Raw genomic sequence first — 25,053 nt, 5'->3', positions numbered from 1 at the left:
CACTACACCCGATTATTGATGGGTTATTCTACAGGTCTATTTTATTTTGCCTGCCTGTTTTATCTTGCTGTCTTATCCTGCTTGTAGGTTAAAGCATAGCCGTTCATGCAATAACGCAAGCCCGTCGGCTCCGGGCCATCCGGAAAAACGTGTCCGAGGTGAGAGCCACAGTCGGCGCATAAAACTTCAGTACGTTCCATGCCATGGGAAAAATCTTCCTGAAGAACCACTGCATCAGCACTAATCGGGCGGAAAAAACTTGGCCAGCCGGTACCTGATTCAAACTTGGTTTCGGAACGATAGAGTGGTTTGCCGCAACAAACGCAATAAAAGGTTCCCGGCTTCGAAGTATCGAACTTTGGCCCTGTAAAGGCTCTCTCTGTCCCGTGTCCACGAGTAATATCGAATTGTTCCGGCGTTAATTGTTTACGCCATTCTTCCTCGGATTTGATAATTTTGAAATGATGTTTATCACTCATGAATTCTTCCTTGAATAAATACATTAATTTTGCCGACTAATCAGTCAATTGCTTTGACAGCGAAAAAATTAGCTGCTAGAAGCTGACAAAATAGCAATCACCCCCATTTATATGATATCTATGTATAAGGAAATCAATCAATACTAGAATTATCGTTACGTGTTCACGTTAATTATGTAAAAATGGGACACTTTGCCTTATTTTATATATATTTTGTATAAGAGACCTTTATAAGTTTAATAGAAAAATCAAAAAATAACTTGAAAACTATATGGAACCTTTGTTTTATAGATTTGTTTTCTATTTGTAATTGACAAGGTTTCTTACATAGCTATATGAAAACAACATTTGCTTGCTAAACAGACGCAAGCTGAAACAAAGAAGAAGTAAAAAGGAAAAGAAGATGGATGAACAAGCCGTCAGCGAGAATGAAAGTGATTTCATTATTACACTGGTTGCTGATGTTGTAGCTGCTTATGTCGGCAATAACTCAATTAGACCGGGTGAGTTACCTAGTTTGATCGCGGACGTTCACGCTGCATTTGTCAAAGCAGGTGGTGAAACAGCCGCAGAGGCTGAGGTCGAAAAGCAAAAGCCGGCAGTTAACCCGAAGCGTTCTGTTTTCCCTGACTACATCGTCTGTTTGGAAGATGGTAAAAAATTCAAGTCGCTCAAGCGCCACTTAATGACGCATTACGAACTTACGCCGGAACAATATCGTGAGAAGTGGGATCTGGATCCTAACTATCCGATGGTTGCACCGAATTATGCTGAAGCCCGTTCCTCACTTGCAAAGCAAATGGGATTGGGGCGCAAACCCGGCAAAAGAAAAGCAAAATAATCGAATTTATAAGATTGAAAATTTAAACGGGTGCATTTTTTAATGTGCCCGTTTTTTAAATCGATTGAAGTCCCGATTCAAATTGACACACGCATGTTTGCGGATGGAAGCTTCAATCCGATTATAAAAACATAGATTTATTGTTTTTGAAGAGTGTTTCGGGCTTCAAGGCGAATTCGTTCAACCATCGACCGCAAGCCGTTCGAGCGTTGTGGTGTCAAATTTTCGTCAAGACCCAATTTTTTCAGAATTTTTTCGATGTCGGCATCACGAACTTCCGAGGCGTGCTTTCCCGAATAGAATGTTATCAATATATAGACAAGACCGCGTACGATATGTGCGTCGGAATCGCCCTCGAAAGTCATCACCGGATCGGCACCTTCGCCACGTTTGGTCAACAACCAGACCTGACTGACACATCCGGGCACCTTATGTGCCTCATCACGTGCTTCTTCCGGATAAGGGGGGAGTTCGCGGCCGAGTTCGATAACGTAACGATAGCGGTCTTCCCAATCGTCAAGCATGGAAAAACTTTCCAGAATATCGTTCATTGTGTCAGTCATGATTTATTATCGTTCTGCTTTTTCTCGAATGTCTAATAGTTCTCGTTGAACCGTTTACTCCGTCTTCGAGAAAAAGTAAATTTTTCGACTGAAAGCTTTTTGCCGTTCTGCTTTCGATAACCTATTCGAGCGGCTTGTTGTGACTGGAATGTGCTTCGTCTTTTCCCCCGGTTGCCTGCTTGTTTAAAGATGTAGCAGCACTATCCATTTTTGGCATAGCGGGCTTTATTTCATGCTTTTCATGCTCGTCATGTCCTTTTTCAGGCGTGATCGAACCGGTATTGATATTTTCAGGCGGCAATTTTTTCTCGCCTTTGTCAGAGCCGAATGTTCTGTCCAGATATTCATAGGCAATACGTGCACCATCACGTGCACGTTCGCCAAGCGAGCCGAAAAAAGTCTTACCGGTTTCGCACGTATCGGAATTGCGTTCGCAGAAGTTGCCAAGGTCATTGACCGTATCTTTGACCGCCAATAGCGCCTCGACAGTATTCATATATTGATCAGGCTGAGAACCATTATTTTTTCCGGATGTTCCCAAAAACGAGATGATCACCAGAAACAGAGTTAAAAAACAGAAGGATTTTATAAAAAACCGTATCATAACGCCCCGACACAACGCAGTTACAAATGAGCAGGATAATGTCGACTGTAACGTTTTATGATTGACGAAAGATTGACAGGATTGAGTTTTTTTCAAGAAACCACAGGCTTTTTGATGATTTTTCGTGGTAGTTGTTAACCATAGCGACGAAGATATGCGACTTGCTACCGTCTTCTCCTGTTTATTATCCTTTCGTTAAAAACTTGCCGCCAGATTGGGTGCAGTGAGCTACAGACGTTGTTTGTGACAAATGGCGTCGTGCTCGAAAATGATGCGCAAAACTGGAAGCGACAAGGTTTTAATCGGAACAATGGAAACATTGAACGCAACATTGACAGTAAACAGCCAGGGTATTTTGCTTCAAAATGCCGCGCCAAACTGTTTTTTGGGATATTTAAAACAAAGCGATTCTTTGTCGGATCATGTACATATCAATGATCGTATCATTCTTTTGTCATTCCTAGCAGATGTTCGCGAAAACCGTATTGCCTCGCCGATTTCAATTCGCATGAACGGACTTGATCGTACGCGATTCGTTTCGGTTATTGTCCATTGTCTTTCGACAGACCAAAAAGTCATCAAGCTTTTTATCGAAGCTAACAGCGACGAGATCAATGATATAGACGTGAGTGCGGTTTCGCCTTTTGCACGCGCCGCCCATGAAATGCGCACACCTTTAAACGCAATATTGGGATTTGCCGACCTGCTCGATTTTGTCGAAGACAAGAGTGCAGCGGACGGAAAGCGCCATGAATATATCGCAATGATTAAAAAGGCGGGTAACCATCTGTTGGGAATCGTCAACAAGACATTGAAAGATCAAAATCGACAGCTTGATGAAAACGGCGCCGGTACCTGCCTAGTTGCCAATGTGCTCAACGAGACCTTAGAGCTCACCTTGCCGCTGCACGGACATAGAAAAATTGCTCTTGCCGGCACTGAAATACCGATTAGCTGTTGTCTTGATACGCTATCGTTCCGTCAGATATGCATGAACCTTATTTCAAATGCTATAAAATATAGCAATGATGACGGACATATCGACATTCATGTTGCAACCCGCTCCGACAATTATTGTGAAATCACTATCAAGGATGATGGCATCGGAATGGATGAGCAACATATTGCGCGTTTGGGATTGCCATTCTTGCGTGCGTCCGACGTTGTCGTCTGTAAGATCGAAGGTGTCGGTCTCGGTCTTGCTATGGTGTTCGATCTGGTCAAACGTGCGAACGGTCAAATCTCGTTTGAAAGTCAAAAGGGAAAAGGTACGCGGGTGAAATTGCTTTTGCCGATTGATCCGACAAGATTGGTCACCCCGTTCAACAATTCTTCAACCGAACCGGTTAATGGCGATGGGTCCTCAAATAATCAATATCTTCTAACCCCGAAAACAAAAATTAGGAACAATGGCAAGTCAACGAAAAACATCACGAACCCGAGCCGGAAAACAGCGTAGTCTGTTTCTTGCAATTCTCTCCGGATTGGGCCATCTGCTGCGCTTGTTTGTCGCGTGGGTATATCGTCATGCGCGAAAAAACCCGCTCATGGCATGTGGTTTTTTCCTATTTTTAGTGGGATTCGGTTTTGTAACGTTCAACGCACTCTTCTACCAAAGTGCAAGCCATCATGCGGTTTTTATCCAGACCCGTCCACTGGCACAGCAGATCTCGGCGCCTTCTGCCCAGAGCACGTCTAACAAAGCGGATCATGCACAGGAAGGGACTGTCTCTGCAGTATCCTCATCTGCCTCTCCGGCTTCTCAATCGCAACCGTCACCGACGTCCAAAGAAACAACGCTTCCTGACAATTTATTGGATGCCCAGAAGATGTTGGCTGCAATGGGGCTTTATGACGGTCCTCTTGATGGACTAGATGGCCCAAAAACGAGAAATGCTATCGCATTATGGCGGCAAAATTCCAAAGGGAACGGAAATCCGAATGGGGGCAAACAACAGGATGATATTGCCTCTTTGATCAGCGGAGCTTTACCAAAGTCGGGCAATGTGGATCAGGTTACAACACAATCACTATCAACCACCAGGCAGGCTGTTGCCAATGGTCAAAATATCGCTGCCGTAAAGGAAGCTGCGGGAAACCAAAACAAAACAGGTGCGGATAATGGTGATGTTAAAATATTGCAAGCCACACCAGCGGTTGCAGCATCACAACAAGCAACGAACATCAACGGATTTAAAGCGGGAACTGCCGATATTATGCGCGTTCAGGCGGGCTTACGCGCATTCGGAGATGATCATGTGGTGGTGACCGGCACAGAGGATGAAAACACAGCTGAAGCGTTGAGGAATTTTCAAAAAATGTTCAGCCTGACCATCACCGGAAAAATCAATCAGGAAGTGATTGATAAAATGAAAGATATTGGTCTTATCGGATAGATTCGTGGCTCGGAACGGGTGAAACGTCAATCGGCCCCATAATGTGTCTGAATTCTAAACTTAAGATCATAAATAACGTTCGGCTATCGTAGTTTGTTTTCCTTTGATAGTTTATTTAGAAATTGAATAGTTCGGGTAACGGCAAGCTGAAAGTCGTATTTGAATTTCATTCAAGCTTTGTCGTTCAAGGGCAGATTTTCGGAGTATTGAATGCGTCTTACGTCAGATTTCTGGACGGCGGCTTTAATGCGCCGTGTTCGCGCAGAGGGCGGTTTCGCTTATCTTACCCGTCGTGGCTCCAACGAAGCAGGCACGATTTTCATTCTGGATCGTTTAGAAGATGGAAAGGTTGATCTTTATGGACCGGCTCCACAAAGCTTTTATACCGAACAAAGCGATCGCGACGAACGTTGCTTTATAAAAATTCTGGTAGATGTCGAAGAGGCAGTCGCGGTTGAAAAACTTGAAAAGGAACTACAATTCGATGCTGATTTATGGTTGGTCGAATTTGAAAATTATAGTCCAAAACAATTGCCGTTCAACACAGTGAAAGCTTGAAACGCCTAGTAATCAAGCGTCTGGCAATGGGCATGGTCAAGGAACTCATCGCCATTATTTGTCAACTTGGTCTTTAGACTGCGAAGGATAACAAATCCATCTGCAATATCTTCTCCTATGAGCACAGAATTTTCAACACTTTCCGGTGTTGATTGTTTCAGTTCCATGATCTGACCGGGATTACCGATGACAAGATCAAGCTTTCCGTTCGGCATAGTGTGATTATTCAAGCTGTAAAAATTGGTTCCGTTACGGTCATAAACCGACATTGACCAAAATGGAGCAGTACCTTCGGCCTTGATGTGGACGGGGCCGTCATCAAGATTAAAGCGGCAAGCTTTGAGGTGGAATAACGGGTCGGTAGAGGCAACGATCGGATTATCTTCGCCAAGCGGGGCAAAATTATATTTGTTATTTGTTGCGAGCAAACGTTTCCACGTATTGAGTTCGCTGAAATGGGGTACCATTAACACCACGCAAATGTGAACAATAATGGCTCCTATAATCCCGACCAGAAGCGCGTAGATTAATTTAGTCACAGTTGCGTACTCCCGTTGGAACAACCTCGACTGTTGGCATATTGAGTTTTTGTAGTGCTGTCGAAGTCACAATCGGTGTGTCGTAAAGTGTCAGGATCAATCCATATTCGCGCTTGCCTCGTGTAGCGAGCCAATTTCCAGCTTGCGGTTGAGGCGAAACCAGTACATTCAATGTTCCATCCTGATTCCAGACGACGTTGGAACTTGATAATTCGGTAGGAAGTTTGTCATCTACCCATTGGGCACGCAATTCATGGTCTGCGGCATAAAGGGTAAACAATCTGGTTTCGGGCAGAAAACCTTTAAGGCGGTAAGTGCACAGGCTTTTCAAGGAGTGGTTGTGGTTATCCCGCCAGAGCTGGAAAACCAGGCCTTCGGTTCTGCCTAAAGAAATATCGCCGCGCTTTGCTGCACGGGCACGTGCATAGGCATCCGCCTCGTCGGTTCCAGCCTGCGGATAGGCTTCCCATTGACCGATTTTCAAGCGGCCGAAACCGTCGAAACTATCGAGAACATAATTGACGCTTAAGGCTCCGCCGACGATAGCTATGAAAAGGCTTAGAGTGACGAGAAATATGCGATAAAACATAAAGCGGCTTTTCCTGTTTCTTGCCCTTCCGGTTTAACGTATCTCACTTGTCGAAGAGGATACGACGTGCGCCGAACTTGCGGGCGTTAGAAGTGGTGCCTTCTGAAACTCTTCAATCAGTGATTTGATAACTTTTGAAGAGGCGGGCGAGAGCACCTGCGGCAGGTCGGGAGCAATATTTTCATTGGAATTATCGGTTTCGGAATGTTTCGAATTGGAAAGGATCGAGTTTTCGACGCCAAAAAGTGGTTTGATAGTTGTGTTTTGATGGGCATATAGCATTATGCGGTTCCACATCATTGCAGGCACAACGCCGCCGAATGCGCGGTTCATTGACGAAAAATCATCATTTCCCATCCAGACTGCACCGGTATAATTTCCGGTAAATCCGACGAACCATGCGTCACGATAAGCTTGAGATGTTCCGGTTTTCCCGGCAACGAGTGTCATCGGTAATTGAGCGCGTTTACCGGAGCCCCGTGTGGTCACGCCTACCATCATCTGGTTCATATAGGCCGCAGATTGTGCACTCATCACCCGATGTGGTTTTTCGCCATCTCTCGTCCAATCCCAAATAACTTTACCATCTGATGTCATAATTTGGGTAAAGCCATGACGGTTACCGGCCATACCGCCGTTGGCAAACACATTGAAACCGGTTGCCTGATCAAGCGGAGTCATGTTGGATGTGCCAAGAACCATCGTCTTATGCGAAAAGATATTTGCGTCAATGCCCATATTCTTGATCAGATCACGAATAGGCTGCGTATCGCGATTAAGATATTGATAGGTTATCCGAACCGGTACTGTATTGATCGAAAAGGCAAGAGCCGTTGCAAGGTCAACATTGCCACTGTAACGGCCGGAATTATTATGAGGTGACCAACCACCCCAGTTGATCGGAGCGTCGGAAATGATTGTTTTCGGAGTGAGGCCGCGTTCCATCGCAACAGCATAGACATAAGGTTTGAAAGACGAACCCGGTTGACGTCCGCCCTGGGTTGCGCGGTTGAATTGGCTTTGTTGATAATCGCGCCCGCCGACTATGGCTCTAACCGACCCGTCATTATCAAGAATAACGGCTGCGGCCTGTGTGGCTTTATATTGGGCGCCATATTGCTGAAGATAATATTCAATCGATTCGTCGGCGGCTTTCTGTATGCCTTGATCAAGAGTCGTGCGAACGACGACATTATGGTTCGGTAATTTGTTGCCAAGTTTTCTTACTTCATCGAATGCCCAATCAAGGAAATAGTTCGGCTCGTCATTATCAAGCTCTGTGACGACACTTGCGGGATGGCGTCGTGCCCCGATAACCTGTCCTTCGGTCATCAAGCCGTCATCCACCAGATTCGACAACACAACATTGGCACGTGCCCGCGCTGCTGGCAAGTTGACATGGGGGGCATATTTCCCGGGTGCTTTGAAAAGTCCGGCAAGCATTGCAGCTTCGGCAAGCGAAACATCCCGTATATCTTTGCCAAAATAAAAACGTGAGGCAGCTGCAATACCGAACGCACCACCACCCATGTAAGCCCGATCAAGATAGAGCTGCAAAATCTGTTTTTTGGAAAGATTTGCTTCAAGCCATATCGCCAGATAGGCTTCCTTGATTTTTCGCTCGAACGTTCTTTCATTATTTAGAAAAAGATTTTTTGCCAATTGCTGGGTGAGTGTCGAGCCACCCTGAACAACACCATGGGCGCGCAAATTTTGACTGAATGCACGTGACAGACCATAAAAATCGATTCCCCAATGTTCGAAGAAGCGTCTATCTTCGGTTGCCAGAACCGCTTTGATAACAAAATCAGGCATCTCCTCAATTGGCACAGGCTCGCCATGGAGAGCACCGCGGCTTCCGATGTAGTTGCCATGTCTATCAAGAAAATTTACTGCAAAATCTTCCGGAGAATGCCAGTCTTTTTTCGTTAATGAAAAAACCGACACGCCGATGAAGGTGAAAATGGCAAAACCGATAAGTCCGAGGGTTAATCCTTCATCGACGACTTCCACGATTAGCCTCTTCCAGCCGCGCACGCGGAATCGACGCGATATAATCGTGGCATTTTCCCAGAAAACTGCCATTGCCCGCCCGAACCGGTAAAGGCAGGTGTCAATCCACGAATCAAGCCCGATCAAAAGAGGGCTACGGAAACGCTTCCTGTCACTTTTATTATTTTTTTTAAAACCGAACATGGAAAGCAATCCGTGTCATTGACTACAGCTTTTTAAGAGCAACGCAAACTCTCGTCTATATTAGCTTATCGAACCTTTAGAACGAAAGAGTTTTTTCTCTCTTAAGGTTTAAATTAGAGTGAAAAGGTTAAGAGCTTTCATCATTCAATCAACAGGCCGGTCGATAAAGAACCGTAATCGAAACGGGTGGATTAGCCCAATTCCGCATGACCATTGAAAAATGGCGGCTTTCCCTAATATTAAAGTAAATATGGTAGCAGTTTGCAAATGACGACTTTTCATGGATTATAGAAAGTTGGAAATATCGGATAATAAATAATTGGTTTGTTCATTTTGTATTCAGACAAAATAGGATATGAGTGCGTTATCATGAAAAAGTTTCTGTTTTTTTTAATTCTGACATGTTTTGCAGGTGCAACCGGAGCTTATGCGGCCGATTGCACGGAAGTAGGAAAACGCGTTGCAACAGAGCAGGGCGGCACATTGGCCCGTGCTACACTTGATACACAAAATGGCAATACCTGCGTTGTAATAGTTCTCATTCCCGCCCGTGACGGCGAAAAGCCGCGCCGCGTTGAAGTAGCAGTACCTGCAAACTGAGGAAGCGTCGGAAGCATCGTCAATGAGAATTCTCGTTGTAGAGGATGATCGCGATCTCAATCGCCAACTCGTCGAGGCACTTAACGGGGCCGGATATGTTGCTGACCGCGCGTATGATGGCGAGGAGGGGTATTTTTTGGGGGATACCGAATCTTATGATGCTGTCGTCCTTGATCTCGGTTTACCAAAAATGGATGGCATTAGCATCGTCGAACGGTGGCGGGAGAATTCGCGTTCAATGCCTGTTCTGATTTTAACAGCGAGGGATCGGTGGTCGGATAAAGTTGCAGGCATTGATGCCGGAGCCGATGACTACGTCGTAAAACCCTTTCATATGGAAGAAGTCCTTGCACGCCTGCGCGCGCTGATAAGACGCGCATCTGGACATGCGTCAAGCGAGCTTGTCTGCGGGCCGATTACCCTTGATACCAAAACCTCGCGGGTTACAGTCAATGGCAGCCAGATCAAGCTGACATCACTGGAATTTGCTCTGTTATCCTTCCTTATGCATCATCAGGGTGAAATCATATCGCGCACCGGTTTGACAGAACATCTTTACGATCAGGATTTTGACAGGGATTCCAACACGATTGAAGTGTTCATAGGCCGGTTGCGAAAAAAATTGGGCGTCGATGTTATAGAGACGATACGCGGTATGGGTTACCGCTTGAAAGCCCCTGAATAATAGACAATGTTTTGCCCATGGAAACGGTAAAAGGCGAAACGAACTGGAAGCTTTTTTTCAAGACCATCAGTAAATCACTGGGGCTTCGGGTCAATATATTTTTGACTTTGTGGATCATTGCAGCGCTGGCCTTCATATCGGTTGTCAGCCTCGTCTTCTATCGCCAGTCAAATAACGATTATCTGGAACGCATTCTTACAGCTCACCTTTATAGCCTGATATCATCGGTCAATGTTTCTTCCGACGGAAAGCTCCAAGGAAATCCCGAACTCGGGGATATACGATATTCTGACCCTTCCTCCGGCTGGTATTGGGAAGTGGTCGCACTATCCGGTAATCTCAAGGGTAGACTGACTTCTTCTTCTCTAGGAGTAAAAAAAGTAGCCTCTCCAAGCGAGAAAACAGATCCTTTCGATCCAAAATTTTTTCGTTCATATAGAACTAAAGGGCCGGAAGGCCAGCGCTTGCGCGTTGTCGAAAGTGATATTATTTTAGACAACAAAAATCGTGTTGCCCGCTTTCGCGTTATGGGAAATATTGATGAAACGCGAGCGGAACTTGAAAAATTCAAGAAGACATTGCTCGTCTATCTTTCGTTATTCGGTGCTGCAAGTATTCTCATCAATCTTGTCATCATTTACATCAGTTTGCGCCCCCTTCAACGGATAAGGCACTCATTGGCCGATATTCGTGCTGGCAAGGCCAACCACCTTGACACAGATCTGCCTTTGGAAGTTATGCCGCTTGTCGGTGAAATGAATGCGTTGATTGATAATAACCAACGTATTGTCGAACGTTTTCGTGTTCAGGTGGGAAATCTTGCCCACTCGTTGAAAACTCCTTTATCAGTCATATCCAATGAAATCGACCAAAGCTCCAGTAAACCTCTTGATCGTAATCCGCTTAATGTAAAACTGCTTAAAGAGCAGACCGATATTATGCGTGCCCAGATTGACCGCTATTTACAGCGTGCCCGTATCGCTGCCCAACGTGATAGCGTTATTTATCGCACACCAATTCGACCATTATTGGAGCGACTTGTCAGAGTTATGGGTAAGCTCAATTTTGCGAAGGAAATTTCTTTCTCGATGGAGGAACCCGAGATTATCTTCATCGGAGAAAAAGAGGATATTGAGGAGATGGTCGGAAATATTCTCGAAAATGCCTGTAAATGGGCGCAAAAGCGTGTCGTTTTAAGCTGTAAAACTTTAAACAAAGAGGTTGCAGACGCAGATTCTGTTCACCCGATGTTTGCCCTTTCTGTTGAAGATGATGGCCCGGGACTTCCTGAAAACCAGCGCAAAGATGCCCTTGAACGGGGCAAAAGATTGGACGAAAGCAAGCCGGGAACGGGGCTTGGACTTGCAATCGTTGCGGAACTTGTTGGCGAATATGGCGGAAGTGTCGAATTGACAAACTCAAAGCTTGGCGGGCTTTGCATAACGCTTACTCTGCCTTATGCAAACTCTTGAAAAATTCGGGCGAGGCTTCTTACAAACAGTCGGAATGAAAAGATGCATTCGCGCACTTCATTTCCTGTTCTGTACCGGGCAAATATAAGCGTGTTTGAAAGTCACAACACTTCGCCAATTCCATAAAAATTTATAGCATTGACGGTGTTTGACAGCTGTCATGAGACATGATCACAGGTCGCAACAATTAGTCGCTCGAAATTATTCGCTCGAAATTATTCGCTCGAATATGTCTGCCGCTACCGGTAAAAAGAGCAGGCATCAATGATGCGTCGTCGAAATATCCATTGCCATATAATGTTTAGGTGCAGCCGGTTGGCTTGCCTCCAACTCGTGGAATGGTAATTGATAACGTTCACGCAATAATTCGCCCTCACGAGGTTTGATGTGCAAGCCTCTTCTTTCAAGAATTGGAATGACGCTTTCGGAAAATACGTCAATGTCAAAGGGGAGGGAGGGAAACAGCACATTAAATCCGTCGGCTGCTTCATTTTCAAACCAGTTTTGCATTGTATCTGCGACTTCTTCGGCCGTTCCGACAACCAGAAGATGGCCGCGCGAGCACATGAAGCGCTCTATCATTTGTTTCAGTGTAAGCTTGCGCAAACGCGCATCACCCAGAATAAGACGAGTACGGCTTGGTGCGGTTTTATCATCTGCCACTTTCAATAAAGCTTCAGGGAGTGGTTCATCAAGTGGCAGGCCTGACAAATCTTTATCGAAAATGTAGGAAAGACGCTGGATACCCGATTGAGGCACAGCAAAACTGTTCAGATAATTGAATTTTGCTTCTGCTTCTTCATGTGTTTTGCCAATGACCGGAACGATTCCCGGAAACACCAATATATCATCAAAATTCCGGCCATCTTCTTCTGTGCGATGTTTAACATCTTTATAAAACTGCTGTGCGCCGGCCAAATTGGATTGTACAGTAAACGCCAGATCGGCGTAGCGGGCAGCAAACGAACGACCGATTTCGGAGGCGCCACCTTGTGCCAATATCGGCTTCACCTGTGGCGAACGTGGCACAGTGAGCGGACCGATAGAACGCGTATATGAACCGGTATAATTGGCATTATGAACTGCTGAAGGATCAAGATAAAGACCGGTTTTTTTATCGGCAATGCGTGCACCGGGTTGCCAGCTTTCCCAAAGTGTCATAACGGCATTGAGAACGTCTTCGGCACGTGCATAACGTTCCTGACAGGGGGCAATAACATCCCGCCCGAAATTTTTTGCTTCCGACAATGTTGTTGATGTCACGATATTCCAACCGACCCGACCATTGGAAATATGATCAAGCGAAGCAAAGCGTCGGGCAATATGATAAGGATGATCAAATGTTGTGGAAGCTGTACCAATGAGGCCGATTTTTTCGGTGGTGGCAGCCAATGCCGATAAAACCACAACGGTGTCAAGCGCGCCGCTTACACTATATTTTACTTCATGCTGGAGAGCAAGAATATCACCTAAAAACAGCGAATCGAATTGTCCTCTTTCAGCCCGTTTTGCAATGTCTGTCCAATAGGACAGGCGGGTAATTGCAAGTGGATCAACATCCGGTAACCGCCAGGAAGCCGTATGACTTCCCAAACCGAACACCATGGCGTTCAAATACATCCGCCGCATTGATCAATCCTCTTAAAAGTTCGTCGGGAAAAAGAAAATTTATTTCGTTGAAATACAACTATACGTTATTTTGTTTCCAACTTTCCATAAAACATTCCGTGAGCTTTTATATCCCACTGTTTTTCCTATATATTTTAAAAATTAATGTAACTTTGTGACGAAAAAAAGTTTTGTAATCCGTTTCCTAAACCGATATGAGAAAGTAGTAACGGAATTTGTTGGTGTCAGCATGAAGATACGCAGTTTCATCCTGTTGGTTTTATTTGCAGCTTTATCGGCTTGTAGCCATAGCCGTGCACCGAATGGTGTAACAGGGCTTGCCGATACAAAGGTTATTTTGCAAACCATGGGAAACGGATTGTTGGGATCATCGATACAGTCGCTTTCAAAAGACGATCGCAAGCAGGCACTGGAAGCCGAATATAAAGCACTTGAATATACAGATGCCGGAAAAACAGTGACCTGGACATCCGCCAAAAATGGGGCATCGGGTAGTGTCACACCGGGGCAGCCCTATCAGGTTGGTTCGCAAAATTGTCGCCAATATAGCCATTCATTCACAATTAACGGTGTTCCACAAACGGTTCATGGTAGTGCATGTCGTAACGCAAACGGCACATGGTCGCCGCTCATTTGACACATTTCATCAATCCGCCATCGTCTATCCAATCAATTTGACGCGAGAAAGCAGTGCAGGTTCTGGTTTTTTCTCTAACGTTTCTATATTGAACTCATCATGACATTTTGGGTTATCGTTCTCATTTTCGCAGCCATAGTGACAATGGTTGTGCTCTATGCCGTTAGTCGCCCGATCAAAAACGGGCAGGAACGGGTGGTTGTGGATTCTTCCACTTCGGATATTGAAATATATAAAAACCAATTATCCGAACTTGATGCTGATTTGAAGCGCGGCCTGATTGACAAGGAAAGCGCTGACGAAGCAAGGCTTGAACTTTCGCGTAATATATTGACGGCTGAAAAGCAAAAAACCGGAAACGCTTTTATAAATCACCGCAGCCGCGGGTTAAAGGGCGTTATTATTGTAGCGGTTTTATGCGTGCCTCTTATTACCATAGGAGTTTATTCGCTTTTGGGAAATCCGGGACTTCAAAGCCATCCCTTCAACGATCTTATGATGAAAGATCCCGCAGAACTGACGCCCGAAGAAAAGCTTGTTCGCACGGAAGCACTTTTTGCACGCAGTCCGGATGACGGAAAATTGGCAGACGAACTTGCAACCGGTTATCTTGTTGCCGGACGTTTTCAGGATGCTGTCAATACATACGTCAGTGCTTTGCGTTTGAATGGTGATTCTGCACCCCGTCTGGTGGGCTACGGGATGGCTCTTGTCGGCTATAATGGAGGAACGATAAGTGAAGACGCCGAGAAAAGTTTCGAAAAAGCGGCAAAACTGTCTCCGGATGACTTCTATCCACGTCTCTTTATTGCTGAATCTCTCCGACAGGCAGGAAAAATTGATGAAGCAATATCAGGGCTGAAAGATTATCTTTCGCGACAAGTGAAAGACAATGCCGGACGCCAGCGTGTTGAAATGATGATCAAAGAGCTGGAAAAAGCAAAAACTGGTGCCGCCTCCCGCGAACAGGGAGCTAAAGGCGGCGCGATTTCCGGAAACGGCGAACCAGCTTCTGGTACCGGAAATAAGCCGGTTGCCAGCGATAATGATAGCAACGATGCCATTCACGCAATGGTGGAACAATTGGCACAAAAACTTGAAAAGAACCCGGACAATCTTGAGGGTTGGAAACAATTGATCCATTCATGGCTCGTTTTAAAAGAAACCGGAAAGGCAAGAAACGCGTTAAAAGAGGGAACATCGAAACTTACAAAAGATAAAGCGTCAGAGCTTGAGGCTTATGCAAAAGCACAAGGGCTTGCGTTGAAGTAAAAATCTCTTAACGTGAAAGTCAGGAAATAAGATTATGAGCAATGAAACAGCCGTACGTTTGACAATCCAGAAAGGGTTGCGGCGTCGTAAGACCAAACGCCTGATGATGATATTGGGTGGGCTCGTCGTATTGGCGGTTGCAGCGGCGCTTGTTCTTTATGCCATGCGGGGTACCGCCAGTTTTTTCCGCATGCCTTCAGAAATAACCGGTGAAGATATTTCATCCGGCCGGCCTTTGCGGCTCGGCGGTTTTGTTGAAAAAGGTTCGGTTAATAAAGAAAACGGAACCAGAATAACGTTTGCAATTACCGATTTTTCCAACAAGGAAACTGTGAAATTCGATGGCGTTCTACCCGATCTTTTTCGCGAAGGTCAGGGAATCATTGCAGAAGGTCATTTTGTGCCGGATGGTGTTTTTGTTGCCGATCGTGTTTTGGCAAAACATGACGAAACCTATGTGCCAAAAGATATTGTCGATAGGCTTAAAGCCCAAGGATTGTGGGAGGCTTATCAGAAACATGAGCGTTGAGATCGGTTCTCTTGCACTGTGTGCGGCACTGGCTGTAGCAATATTCCAGACGATTGTTCCTGTCATCGGTGTTTACCGTTCCGATCGGCGTTTGGTTGATGCTGCCTCGCCTATTGCCCATCTGGTCTTTGTGCTTGTGCTCGTTTCATTTGCCACATTAATTCACGCCTATATTGTTTCGGACTTTTCGGTTCTGAATGTTGTGCAAAATTCGCATTCCGAAAAGCCGCTTCTTTATAAGATAACCGGCGTGTGGGGAAACCATGAAGGCTCGATGCTGCTTTGGGTTTTTATTATCACATTTTTTTCCTCTCTTATTGCACTTTTCGGAGGTAATCTGCCCGAGCGGCTGAAAGCGCTGATTTTATCGACACAGGCGTCGATCACCACAGCATTTTTGCTGTTTATTCTTTTCACCTCAAACCCGTTCTTAAGAGTTAATCCTCCCGCTCTTCAGGGGCGTGATCTTAATCCTATTTTGCAGGATATCGGACTTGCTATTCATCCGCCGCTTCTCTATCTCGGCTATGTCGGCTTTTCGGTCTGTTTTTCATTTGCAATCGCTGCCTTGCTTGACGGGCGTGTTGATGCAGCCTGGGCACGCTGGGTGAGACCATGGACATTGGTTTCCTGGATATTTTTGACCGGTGGTATCATGGTCGGCTCTTATTGGGCCTATTATGAAATGGGGTGGGGTGGATACTGGTTCTGGGATCCGGTAGAAAATGCTTCACTGATGCCGTGGCTTGCTGGTACTGCGCTTCTTCATTCTGCTATCGTTTTAGAAAAGCGTGGCGCTTTGAAAATCTGGACGCTTTTTCTCGCCATTTTGACATTCTCGTTGTCGCTGATGGGAACTTTTCTTGTTCGCTCGGGCATTCTCACCTCGGTTCACAGTTTCGCGGTTGATCCGGCACGTGGACGTGCCATCCTCGCCATTCTGTTTTTCTTCATCGGCGCGGCATTAGTTCTTTTTGCCTTACGCGCATCATCTCTTAAAACCGGTGGTCTGTTTCGTCCGATATCACGCGAAGGACTATTGGTTTTTAACAATCTGTTTTTGACAACTGCAACGGCTACCGTGCTCATCGGCACGCTTTACCCCTTACTTCTGGAAACATTGACGGGCCAAAAAATTTCGGTTGGTGCGCCATTTTTCAATTTGACCTTCGGCCCCCTTATGGTGCCGTTATTATTGATGGTCCCGTTCGGCCCCCTTATGGCATGGAAACGGGGCAATATGCTTGCTGTTGCCAAACGGCTTTCGGGCGTTTTTGTACTGGCAATTATTGCAATATTGATTGTTTTTTACCTCACATCCTTGCGATCAATTCTCGCTTCCTTGGGGATCGGACTGGCAGCATTTGTCTTTTTCGGCGGCCTTTATGACCTCTGGTTCAAGAGCGGTACCAAAAGCACAGGATTTTTCGTCCGTCTAAGACGCCTTGGTAAATTGCCGAGGTCAAATTATGGCACAGCATTGGCTCATATTGGCTTAGGCATTACATTATTCGGCATTGTTGTAGTGGCAACCTTCGGACACGAAAACATTTTGAGAATTGGGGCAGGGCAGAGCGCAACGATAGCGGATAAACAGGTGCTGCTTGAAGGTGCCCGTAATGTTCATGGTTCCAACTACTCGGAAACCCAATTCCAATTTTCAGTGTCGAAGGCGGGCAAGGATTTGGGAACCATCACAGCAGCCAAGCGCTTTTATCCTTCGCAAAATATGCCGACAACAGAATCGGGCATAAAGAATTATGGGCTGTCCCAACTTTACATTGCTCCGGGTGACGTTAATAACAACGGATTGGTGCTTCACATCTGGTGGAAACCGGAAGTTGTCTGTATCTGGCTTGGTGCAATATTTATGATGATCGGCGGACTCTTTTCGTTGTCGGATCGCAGGCTCCGCGTCGGTGCTCCACAACGCGCGTTAACCCGTAGCAAAAAGTTGAAGAAGGGGGCTTGATGCGTTTTTTTTGTCGAATCCTTGCTGCCTTTTATTTTTGCTGTTTAATAAATAGTGCCGGCTTGGCAGTGTTACCGGACGAAGTTTTGCAAGATCAGGCACTTGAAGCACGGGCGCGCGATATTTCTTCGCATTTACGCTGTCTCGTTTGCCAGAATGAATCGATTGACGATTCAAATGCGCCGCTTGCTCGCGATTTACGACTTATTGTACGCGAACGTTTGAAAGCCGGTGACACAGATACTGAGGTTGTCGACTATCTGGTTGCCCGCTATGGCGAATTTGTGTTGTTAAAACCACGATTGAATGGTGAGACGATACTTTTGTGGCTTGCACCACTTTTGATTATCGTGATTGCCGGAGGGGCGATTATCTTTAGGGTCAAGTGCGGCAAACACAACAAGTTGATGCCGCTCAGCGAAGCTGAAAAACAGCAACTTGACCGGATATTGAAGGCGAAAAAGCGGTAACCCGTCAAAATACAAGAAAAAGGACGGAATGATCTTTTTGAAAAGACTTGCATTTTCTTAAAACCTTACAAAATTTTAATAAATTGGACAGGCGATGGTAAGGTTTGACATCTTATCTTTCCATCAACATATGCGTTAAAGCCGCAGTCTAGAAGGAGTTTATGAGAATGCAGATGTCCCCTATTCGCAAAACGTTGGCAACTATTACGATGTCAACCGCTTTGGCGGGATCGATGATTTTCGCAGGACCGGGTTTTTCTACCAATATTGCTCAGGCAAAACCGGTTTACGTTGAAGGTGTTCAACAGCAAAGTTTTGCCAATGTCGTCGAACAGGTAAAGCCCGCAGTTGTTTCCGTTCAGGTCAAGAGCGACAAGAAAAATGATGATCAGGGATTTACGGGATTTTTTGGTGGTCCCGGCATAGACCAGTTGCCTGATGATCATCCGCTCAAACGTTTTTTCAAGGATTTTAATGAACATCACCGTCCGCAGGCGCGTCCGGGCCAACGGTCGAAACCGCGGCCGATCGCACAGGGGTCGGGCTTCTTTATTTCTGAAGATGGCTATATCGTCACCAATAATCACGTTGTTTCGGACGGAACAACCTATTCGGTTGTGCTTGATGATGGAACCGAGCTTGATGCAAAATTGGTTGGGACCGATCCACGTACTGATCTTGCTGTGTTGAAAGTCAACGACAAGCGCAAATTTGTCTATGTTGATTTTGCCGACGATTCAAAAGTTCGCATCGGTGATTGGGTTGTGGCTGTAGGTAATCCGTTCGGACTTGGCGGAACAGTGACAGCCGGTATCGTCTCGGCACGCGGGCGTGATATCGGCGCTGGTGTCTATGACGATTTTATCCAGATTGATGCAGCGGTTAATCGCGGTAATTCTGGTGGTCCGACTTTTGACCTTAACGGTCAGGTCGTCGGCATTAATACGGCGATTTTCTCGCCTTCCGGCGGCAATGTCGGCATTGCTTTTGCTATTCCCTCGTCAACTGCAAAACAGGTTGTTGACCAGCTCATTAAAAAAGGTTCGGTCGAGCGCGGCTGGATCGGTGTTCAAATTCAACCTGTTACCAAAGAGATTGCCGATTCCATCGGCTTGAAGGAAGCCAAAGGCGCAATGGTTGCCGATCCTTTGGATGGACCGGCAGCAAAAGCCGGTGTCAAGGCCGGTGATGCAATCATTTCTGTCAACGGTGAACAGGTTGCCGACGCACGCGATCTTGCACGCCACATTGCAAATATCACACCGGGTGAAACCGCAACACTTGGCGTTTGGAGAGATGGCAAACAGACCGATATAAAGGTAAAAATTGCCGCAATGCCGAAAGACGAAAACAAGAGCGATGGAAGGGTTTTGCCTCAAGGCGAAAACGGTTCATCTGAAACACTTGATGATTACGGTTTGACTGTCACTCCTGCCGAGGAAGGCTCGGGGCTTGTCGTAACCAATGTCGATCCGGATTCCGATGCAGCGGATAAGGGAATTCGTCCCGGCGATGTTATCATGACGGCCAATAACCATCCGGTGAAGAAAGCTGCCGAATTTGTCGATGCAATCAAGGAAGCAAAGAAATCCGGCCGTACAGCCGTTTTGTTGCAAGTTGAAAGCAATGGACAAAACCGTTTTGTTGCTTTGCCGATTGCCAATAAATAGACGTCATATGTGTAAACAAGCTATGGCAAAGTTTTGCCATAGCTTATGCTTGTTTTAGTTATGTGAGGTGCTCTTTATGAAAGTTCTTGTTATCGAAGATGATCGTGAAGCATCGCGCTATCTGGAAAAAGCTTTAACAGAGGCAGGGCATTCTGCCGATGTTGCCGGTGATGGCGAAACAGGAGAAACATTGGCAGAAAATGGTAATTATGACGTTCTCATTGTTGATCGTATGCTACCGAAAAAGGATGGATTGTCGGTTATCATGGCGCTTCGCGCCAAGGGTATCGAAACGCCGGTACTTATTCTTTCGGCATTGGGACAGGTTGATGACCGTGTAACGGGTTTGCGCGCCGGAGGCGATGATTACCTGACGAAACCCTATGCCTTTTCAGAATTGCTCGCCCGCATAGAAGTGTTACAGCGGCGTAAAAATCCTAAAGAAGCCGAAACAATTTATCGCGTGGGTGATCTGGAACTTGATCGTTTGGCGCACACTGCCAAGCGTGGAGGCCAGGATATCATTCTGCAGCCAAGGGAATTCCGTTTGCTTGAATATCTGATGCGTCATGCCGGACAAGTTGTCACGCGCACTATGCTTCTCGAAAATGTCTGGGACTATCATTTCGACCCGCAAACCAATGTCATTGACGTTCATATTTCGAGACTTCGCTCGAAAATTGAAAAAGGTTTTGATACACCGCTTCTTCATACCGTACGCGGTGCCGGCTATATGTTGAAAGCGGTTGATAAACCATCATGAGCAGGATCAAAAGCCTAATGCGCACCACGGCCGTGCGCCTGTCAGCCCTTTATGTCATTCTTTTCGGACTGGTTGCCATCGGGCTTTCGATCTATATGACGTCACTCGCTGTTTCCATGTTGACCGAACAGACTGAACAGACGTTGAATGAAGAGGTCGGCAATATCGCGCATGCCTATCAACACGGTGGGTTACCACTTCTTGTGCGAACCATTGATCGCCGGTCACGTCAACCGGGTGCTTTTCTTTATCTCGTGGCTGATCCACAGGGACGGTTTTTGGCCGGTAATGTACAAAGTATAGAACCGGGACTCTTGAATGGTAGCGGCTTACTTCACAATTCCGTCGTTTATTCGCGGTTTGGCGATAGCGGGGAAAAGATAAAACATCGTGCTATTGCAACTGTAATTGATCTGCCAAACGGAATGAAATTGCTGGTCGGGCGCGACATCGGCGAGCCTGAAACTTTTATTGTTATTATCAAAAAGGCATTGATGTTTGCGTTGGCTGCCATGGCTGTTGGAGCATTGCTCATCTGGTTTTTTGTCGGCAGGCGCGCCTTGAAACGCATAGATCAGGTGACGGCTGCTTCCCAGCGCCTTATGGCCGGAGATTTGACAGGAAGGCTTCCGGTTTCGGGGGCAGGCGATGAGTTTGATCGACTTTCTGCAAATCTCAATGTCATGCTTGACCGTATTGAAGAACTCAATGTCGGCCTACGCCATGTATCAGACAACATTGCCCACGACTTGAAAACACCTTTAACACGGTTGCGTAATCGCGCTGATGAAGCATTGTCCAGGCGTGACAAAGATGTTGATTATCGTCAAACGTTGGAGGAAATTATTGCTGAATCCGACCAATTGATCCGCACATTCAACGCTATCCTCATGATCTCCCGTATCGAGGCCAGCACATCGGTCGAGCATCTGGAAAGGCTTGACGCACGTCCTATTGTTGAAGATGTCGGGGAGCTCTACGGGCCGGTTGCCGAAGAAGCAGGCGTTACATTCAAGATGGGCAAAACATTTGATGTAACCTTGTTGTTAAACAGGGAACTTCTGGCGCAAGCACTCATCAATCTGATCGAAAACGCCATCAAATATGGTACAGTACCTGAAAGAAAGCCTTTGGTATCGTTATCTATGGCAAAAAATGCTGGCCGTATCGAAATTATCGTGAGTGACAATGGCACGGGTATTGCGCCTGAAGACAGGGAACGGGTCACCAAACGGTTTGTGAGACTTGAAGATAGCCGCACAAAACCGGGTTTCGGAATCGGCTTGAGTTTGGCAAAAGCCGTTATGAAACTTCATGGTGGCGAACTTATACTCGAAGATGCAAAGCCCGGTTTGAAAGCTGTTCTTTCTTTTCCCGAGTTGTCACAAGAAAAAATCGGGACAAAAAAGCCATAACAGCAAAATTGGTGTCGCATAACATCAAACAGAAAAAGCTGCAGCTTAAGAAAAACAATAACACAGCATTTCAATTTAGTAGTTTGTCATTTTTGTTGTTCATTAAATAGTCTTCTATTAATGTTGAAAGACATGAGATAGCACTGTCATGCCGTATAATTAGGGAAGACTAAGAGTGATGCAGCAAGCTTTCTGGAATGAAAAGTTGAAACATTTGACCCCGCTTGATGCAACCGGCGCACAATGGCTGGCCGATATGACAGACAAAGCCCGTGAAAACGGGCTCGAAGAACTCGCCGGCGAACTTGAAAAAGGCAAGGGCCAGTCGGAATTTCTGGGTACAGTCATGACGCTTTCACCTTTTTTACGTGAAACGCTTGTGCGCAATCCGGCCTTTATTGCTCCGCTTCTTCATAAAGATATATCGGAACGGTTGCATGATTTGCTTGAGGAAACTTCGCAGATAGATAGGCTTGAAGATATCACCGAAGCGCTTTTGATGGCCTCACTGAGGCAAAAAAAACTTGAAATGCATGTGTTGATTGCGCTGGCTGATCTTGGCGGGCTCTTTACATCTGCCATGACATCGGAATGGTTGACAAAACTTGCTGAAGTTACACTCGGGGCTGCCCTGCGATTTTTATTAAGAGATGCACATAATCAAGGCAAAATCAATCTTGCCGATTACAACAATCCGGAAAAAGAGTGCGGACTCGTTGTTCTCGGAATGGGAAAACTCGGTGCTCGCGAACTTAATTATTCTTCCGATATAGACCTTATTGTTTTTATTGACGAAACGTCGTCCCATATTGGCGAACCATTTGAAAGCATAGATGTTTTTTCCAAAATGATGCGTCGGCTTATCCGTATCATGCAGGAACGCACCGCTGACGGGTATGTTTTTCGCGTCGATTTGAGGTTGCGCCCCGATCCCGGCTCTACTCCTCTTGCTCTGCCAATAAGTGCGGCTCTCCATTACTATGAAAGTCGGGGACAGAATTGGGAACGTGCAGCCATGATCAAAGCGCGTCCTGTCGCAGGCGATATCAAGGCTGGTGAAGAGTTTCTCCACGAATTATCCCCCTATATATGGCGCAAATACCTAGATTATGCGGCTATTGCCGATATCCATTCAATCAAACGCCAAATTCATGCTTATAAAGGCCATGGGGAAATTGCTGTTCGCGGCCACAATGTCAAACTCGGACGCGGTGGAATACGCGAAATCGAGTTTTTTGTGCAAACCCAACAATTGATCGCCGGCGGGCGTTTCCCCGAACTTCGGGGGAGGCGTACTGTCGATATGCTTGCCGAACTCTGTTCGCTCGGCTGGATCAATGACGAAACACGCGATGTATTGAGCGACAAATATGCTTATTTACGCAATGTTGAACATCGCATCCAGATGCTCGAAGATGAACAGACGCATATCCTGCCCGAGGATGATAGAGACTTTACCGCCGTTGCCTATATGATGGGGTACACAAATATCAATGATTTTACCCGCGATTTTCTGGAAACGTTGACAACCGTCGAGCATCATTATGCAGCATTGTTCGAACAGGAAAAGGAACTAGGGTCGGAGGCCGGAAATCTGGTGTTTACCGGTGAGGATGATGACCCGGGCACGCTTGCGACATTATCGAAATTGGGCTTTGCACGCCCCAGTGATATTTGCCGCATCATCCGGACTTGGCATTTCGGGCGTTATCGTGCAACCCAATCTGCAGAAGCCAGAGAAAGATTGACCGAACTGACGCCTGCGCTTCTTAAAGCATTTGGTGCTACCAAAAGAGCAGACGAGGCCTTGTCACGGTTTGATGCTTTTTTACAGGGGCTTCCGTCAGGTATCCAGCTCTTTAGCCTGTTACAATCCAATCCTTCGTTGCTGGATATGCTGGTTCTCATCATGAGCTCGGCACCGCGTCTTGCCGATATTATTACCAGAAAACCGCACATTTTCGACGGTATGCTCGATCCGGCAATTTTTGCCGAATTGCCGACAAAAACCTATTTGCAAAACCGGCTGGAATTTTTCTTAAGCGGCGTTTCCAACTATGAAGATATTCTTGATCAATTGCGCCTTTTTGCAAGTGAACAGCGCTTCCTCATCGGCATCAGGCTTCTTAACGGTGCTATCGAAGGTGAGCGCGCTGCACGTGCTTTCACTGATCTCGCCGATTTGATGATTGCCAATACACTTGAGGCCGTCGAGCAGGAATTTTCCCGTGTGCATGGTTTTGTTAAAGGCGGACGCGTCGGAATATTGGGGATGGGTAAACTTGGTAGCCATGAGCTTACGGCCGGTTCCGATCTCGATCTTATCCTGCTTTATGATTACGACAATAAGACAGAAATGTCGGATGGTGAAAAGCCGCTTTATATTTCCCAATATTACATGCGTCTGACGCAACGACTGGTATCGGCTTTGTCTGCACCAACAGGCGAGGGGGTTCTTTACGAAGTTGATCTGAGATTGCGTCCATCGGGAAATAAGGGGCCGGTTGCTGTGCCGTTTGAGGCATTCGGAAAATATCAAAGAAATGAAGCGTGGGTGTGGGAACATCTGGCACTCACCCGTGCGCGCGGCGTTGCAGGCGACCAATTGTTTTTGCAAGAGCTTGAAGATGAGGTGGCCGCTATTATTGCTTTAAAGCGCGATAAGAAAAAGGTTTCCCATGATGTGCGCGAAATGCGCGAATTGATCGAGCAGGAAAAACCGCCGATCAATATATGGGATTTCAAAACAATGCGTGGTGGGCAAGTCGACCTTGAATTTATTGCTCAATTTGCATTGATTACACACCAAAGCGAATTTGTGGTAGGCCGTACAACAGGCGAAGTTCTGGAAAAATTGCCCCAATCCTTCTTGTCTATCTCTTCCGTTGGCGAACTTCATCATGCTTATCGCGTATATACAAATTTAAGTCAGATGATGCGGTTATGCCTGAATGACAAGCTCGATCCGGATGATATGCCGCCAGGGCTGGCAGATCTCTTACAAAGGACTGTAGGCGAACCGGATTTGAACCATGTCGAGAGCCTGATTGTTGAAACGGCAAACACTGTTAGCGAAATTTTTGATGACGTGGTGGCCTGAGTTTTTGTGGATAGAGAGCGGGAGACTAATTTCTTATCCCGAAAACTATAAATTGCGTCAGTCTGTTAAGCTTA

At 46.1% G+C, this 25,053-nt stretch carries 23 protein-coding genes; 16 read left to right on the top strand and 7 right to left on the bottom strand.

From position 1 onward, the window contains the following. Window positions 1-59: 59 nt before the first annotated feature. Complete coding sequence (msrB, locus tag PEB0122_RS05475) at window positions 60-479, bottom strand: peptide-methionine (R)-S-oxide reductase MsrB (RefSeq protein ID WP_075916288.1); 420 nt, start codon at window positions 477-479, stop codon at window positions 60-62. 403 nt (window positions 480-882) lie between these two features. Between msrB and PEB0122_RS05470 the strand changes: the two genes are divergently transcribed. Beyond that, a complete protein-coding gene (locus tag PEB0122_RS05470) occupies window positions 883-1,320 on the top strand; it encodes a Ros/MucR family transcriptional regulator (protein ID WP_075870415.1) in 438 nt (145 codons plus the stop codon). Between the two features lie 137 nt (window positions 1,321-1,457). Here the strand turns inward: PEB0122_RS05470 and PEB0122_RS05465 are convergent, their stop codons facing one another. Together PEB0122_RS05465 and PEB0122_RS05460 are read right to left on the bottom strand one after the other, a co-directional pair. Next, window positions 1,458-1,883: a SufE family protein gene (locus PEB0122_RS05465; protein ID WP_075870123.1), complete on the bottom strand. Its 426-nt coding sequence runs from the start codon at window positions 1,881-1,883 to the stop codon at window positions 1,458-1,460. A gap of 121 nt (window positions 1,884-2,004) precedes the next feature. Beyond that, window positions 2,005-2,487, bottom strand: coding sequence for a DUF5330 domain-containing protein (locus tag PEB0122_RS05460; RefSeq protein ID WP_143238519.1), 483 nt, complete (start codon window positions 2,485-2,487; stop codon window positions 2,005-2,007). A gap of 268 nt (window positions 2,488-2,755) precedes the next feature. Between PEB0122_RS05460 and PEB0122_RS05455 the strand changes: the two genes are divergently transcribed. From PEB0122_RS05455 to PEB0122_RS05445, 3 genes are all read left to right on the top strand, one after another. Then, entirely contained in the window at window positions 2,756-3,946 is a 1,191-nt protein-coding gene (locus tag PEB0122_RS05455; RefSeq protein WP_075870121.1) for a sensor histidine kinase, read from the top strand. Next, a complete protein-coding gene (locus PEB0122_RS05450) occupies window positions 3,897-4,883 on the top strand; it encodes a peptidoglycan-binding domain-containing protein (protein WP_083650232.1) in 987 nt (328 codons plus the stop codon). The genes PEB0122_RS05455 and PEB0122_RS05450 overlap by 50 nt, the downstream gene beginning before the upstream one ends. A gap of 210 nt (window positions 4,884-5,093) precedes the next feature. Next, window positions 5,094-5,441 carry a DUF1491 family protein gene (locus tag PEB0122_RS05445; protein WP_075914804.1) on the top strand — a complete coding sequence of 116 codons (348 nt, stop codon included), beginning with the start codon at window positions 5,094-5,096 and terminating at the stop codon, window positions 5,439-5,441. Window positions 5,442-5,446: 5 nt separating this feature from the next. Here the strand turns inward: PEB0122_RS05445 and PEB0122_RS05440 are convergent, their stop codons facing one another. From PEB0122_RS05440 to PEB0122_RS05430, 3 genes are read right to left on the bottom strand one after another with little or no spacing between them, the layout of a single operon-like run. Further along, a complete protein-coding gene (locus PEB0122_RS05440) occupies window positions 5,447-5,980 on the bottom strand; it encodes a DUF1254 domain-containing protein (protein WP_075870118.1) in 534 nt (177 codons plus the stop codon). Beyond that, window positions 5,973-6,569: a DUF1214 domain-containing protein gene (locus PEB0122_RS05435; protein ID WP_075915973.1), complete on the bottom strand. Its 597-nt coding sequence runs from the start codon at window positions 6,567-6,569 to the stop codon at window positions 5,973-5,975. The genes PEB0122_RS05440 and PEB0122_RS05435 overlap by 8 nt, the downstream gene beginning before the upstream one ends. Before the next feature lie 33 nt (window positions 6,570-6,602). Continuing rightward, window positions 6,603-8,765 carry a transglycosylase domain-containing protein gene (locus PEB0122_RS05430; protein ID WP_075915971.1) on the bottom strand — a complete coding sequence of 721 codons (2,163 nt, stop codon included), beginning with the start codon at window positions 8,763-8,765 and terminating at the stop codon, window positions 6,603-6,605. Between the two features lie 369 nt (window positions 8,766-9,134). On the opposite strand from PEB0122_RS05430, the gene PEB0122_RS05425 reads away from it, so the two are divergent. Genes PEB0122_RS05425 through PEB0122_RS05415 form a run of 3 tightly spaced genes read left to right on the top strand, consistent with a single transcriptional unit; the run spans window position 9,135 to window position 11,522 of the window. Then, complete coding sequence (locus PEB0122_RS05425) at window positions 9,135-9,365, top strand: hypothetical protein (RefSeq protein ID WP_075870115.1); 231 nt, start codon at window positions 9,135-9,137, stop codon at window positions 9,363-9,365. Between the two features lie 22 nt (window positions 9,366-9,387). After that, window positions 9,388-10,050: a response regulator gene (locus tag PEB0122_RS05420; protein WP_075915969.1), complete on the top strand. Its 663-nt coding sequence runs from the start codon at window positions 9,388-9,390 to the stop codon at window positions 10,048-10,050. A gap of 17 nt (window positions 10,051-10,067) precedes the next feature. Continuing rightward, window positions 10,068-11,522: an ATP-binding protein gene (locus tag PEB0122_RS05415; protein ID WP_075915967.1), complete on the top strand. Its 1,455-nt coding sequence runs from the start codon at window positions 10,068-10,070 to the stop codon at window positions 11,520-11,522. A 261-nt stretch (window positions 11,523-11,783) separates the two neighbouring features. Here the strand turns inward: PEB0122_RS05415 and PEB0122_RS05410 are convergent, their stop codons facing one another. After that, window positions 11,784-13,151 carry an LLM class flavin-dependent oxidoreductase gene (locus PEB0122_RS05410; RefSeq protein ID WP_075870112.1) on the bottom strand — a complete coding sequence of 456 codons (1,368 nt, stop codon included), beginning with the start codon at window positions 13,149-13,151 and terminating at the stop codon, window positions 11,784-11,786. A gap of 229 nt (window positions 13,152-13,380) precedes the next feature. Here PEB0122_RS05410 and PEB0122_RS05405 point away from each other — a divergent pair, with 229 nt between their 5' ends. The 9 genes from PEB0122_RS05405 (at window position 13,381) to PEB0122_RS05365 (ending at window position 24,979) form a co-directional block, all read left to right on the top strand. After that, the gene (locus PEB0122_RS05405) at window positions 13,381-13,788 is read left to right on the top strand and encodes an RT0821/Lpp0805 family surface protein (protein ID WP_083650230.1); all 408 of its coding nucleotides are present in this window, start codon (window positions 13,381-13,383) and stop codon (window positions 13,786-13,788) included. 99 nt (window positions 13,789-13,887) lie between these two features. Beyond that, window positions 13,888-15,060: a c-type cytochrome biogenesis protein CcmI gene (gene ccmI / locus PEB0122_RS05400; protein WP_075915963.1), complete on the top strand. Its 1,173-nt coding sequence runs from the start codon at window positions 13,888-13,890 to the stop codon at window positions 15,058-15,060. A 34-nt stretch (window positions 15,061-15,094) separates the two neighbouring features. Then, complete coding sequence (ccmE, locus tag PEB0122_RS05395) at window positions 15,095-15,589, top strand: cytochrome c maturation protein CcmE (protein WP_075914797.1); 495 nt, start codon at window positions 15,095-15,097, stop codon at window positions 15,587-15,589. Beyond that, entirely contained in the window at window positions 15,579-17,561 is a 1,983-nt protein-coding gene (locus PEB0122_RS05390; RefSeq protein ID WP_075915961.1) for a heme lyase CcmF/NrfE family subunit, read from the top strand. Before ccmE ends, PEB0122_RS05390 begins: the two co-directional genes overlap by 11 nt. After that, window positions 17,561-18,031: a cytochrome c-type biogenesis protein gene (locus PEB0122_RS05385; RefSeq protein ID WP_075915959.1), complete on the top strand. Its 471-nt coding sequence runs from the start codon at window positions 17,561-17,563 to the stop codon at window positions 18,029-18,031. The genes PEB0122_RS05390 and PEB0122_RS05385 overlap by 1 nt, the downstream gene beginning before the upstream one ends. Window positions 18,032-18,198: 167 nt before the next feature. After that, a complete protein-coding gene (locus tag PEB0122_RS05380) occupies window positions 18,199-19,701 on the top strand; it encodes a Do family serine endopeptidase (RefSeq protein ID WP_075915957.1) in 1,503 nt (500 codons plus the stop codon). 76 nt (window positions 19,702-19,777) lie between these two features. Continuing rightward, a complete protein-coding gene (locus tag PEB0122_RS05375; RefSeq protein ID WP_075915955.1) occupies window positions 19,778-20,464 on the top strand; it encodes a response regulator transcription factor in 687 nt (228 codons plus the stop codon). Continuing rightward, on the top strand, window positions 20,461-21,879 hold the full coding sequence (locus PEB0122_RS05370; protein WP_075915953.1) for a sensor histidine kinase: 1,419 nt from the start codon (window positions 20,461-20,463) through the stop codon (window positions 21,877-21,879). The genes PEB0122_RS05375 and PEB0122_RS05370 overlap by 4 nt, the downstream gene beginning before the upstream one ends. A gap of 178 nt (window positions 21,880-22,057) precedes the next feature. Further along, complete coding sequence (locus PEB0122_RS05365; protein ID WP_075915951.1) at window positions 22,058-24,979, top strand: bifunctional [glutamine synthetase] adenylyltransferase/[glutamine synthetase]-adenylyl-L-tyrosine phosphorylase; 2,922 nt, start codon at window positions 22,058-22,060, stop codon at window positions 24,977-24,979. Window positions 24,980-25,053: the final 74 nt, after the last annotated feature.

The sequence above is a fragment of the Ditibartonella apis genome, from assembly GCF_001952075.1.
Taxonomy (GTDB): domain Bacteria; phylum Pseudomonadota; class Alphaproteobacteria; order Rhizobiales; family Rhizobiaceae; genus Bartonella; species Bartonella apis.
Note: the sequence above shows the minus strand (reverse complement) of the source record. Positions and strands in the feature narration are given on the sequence as shown.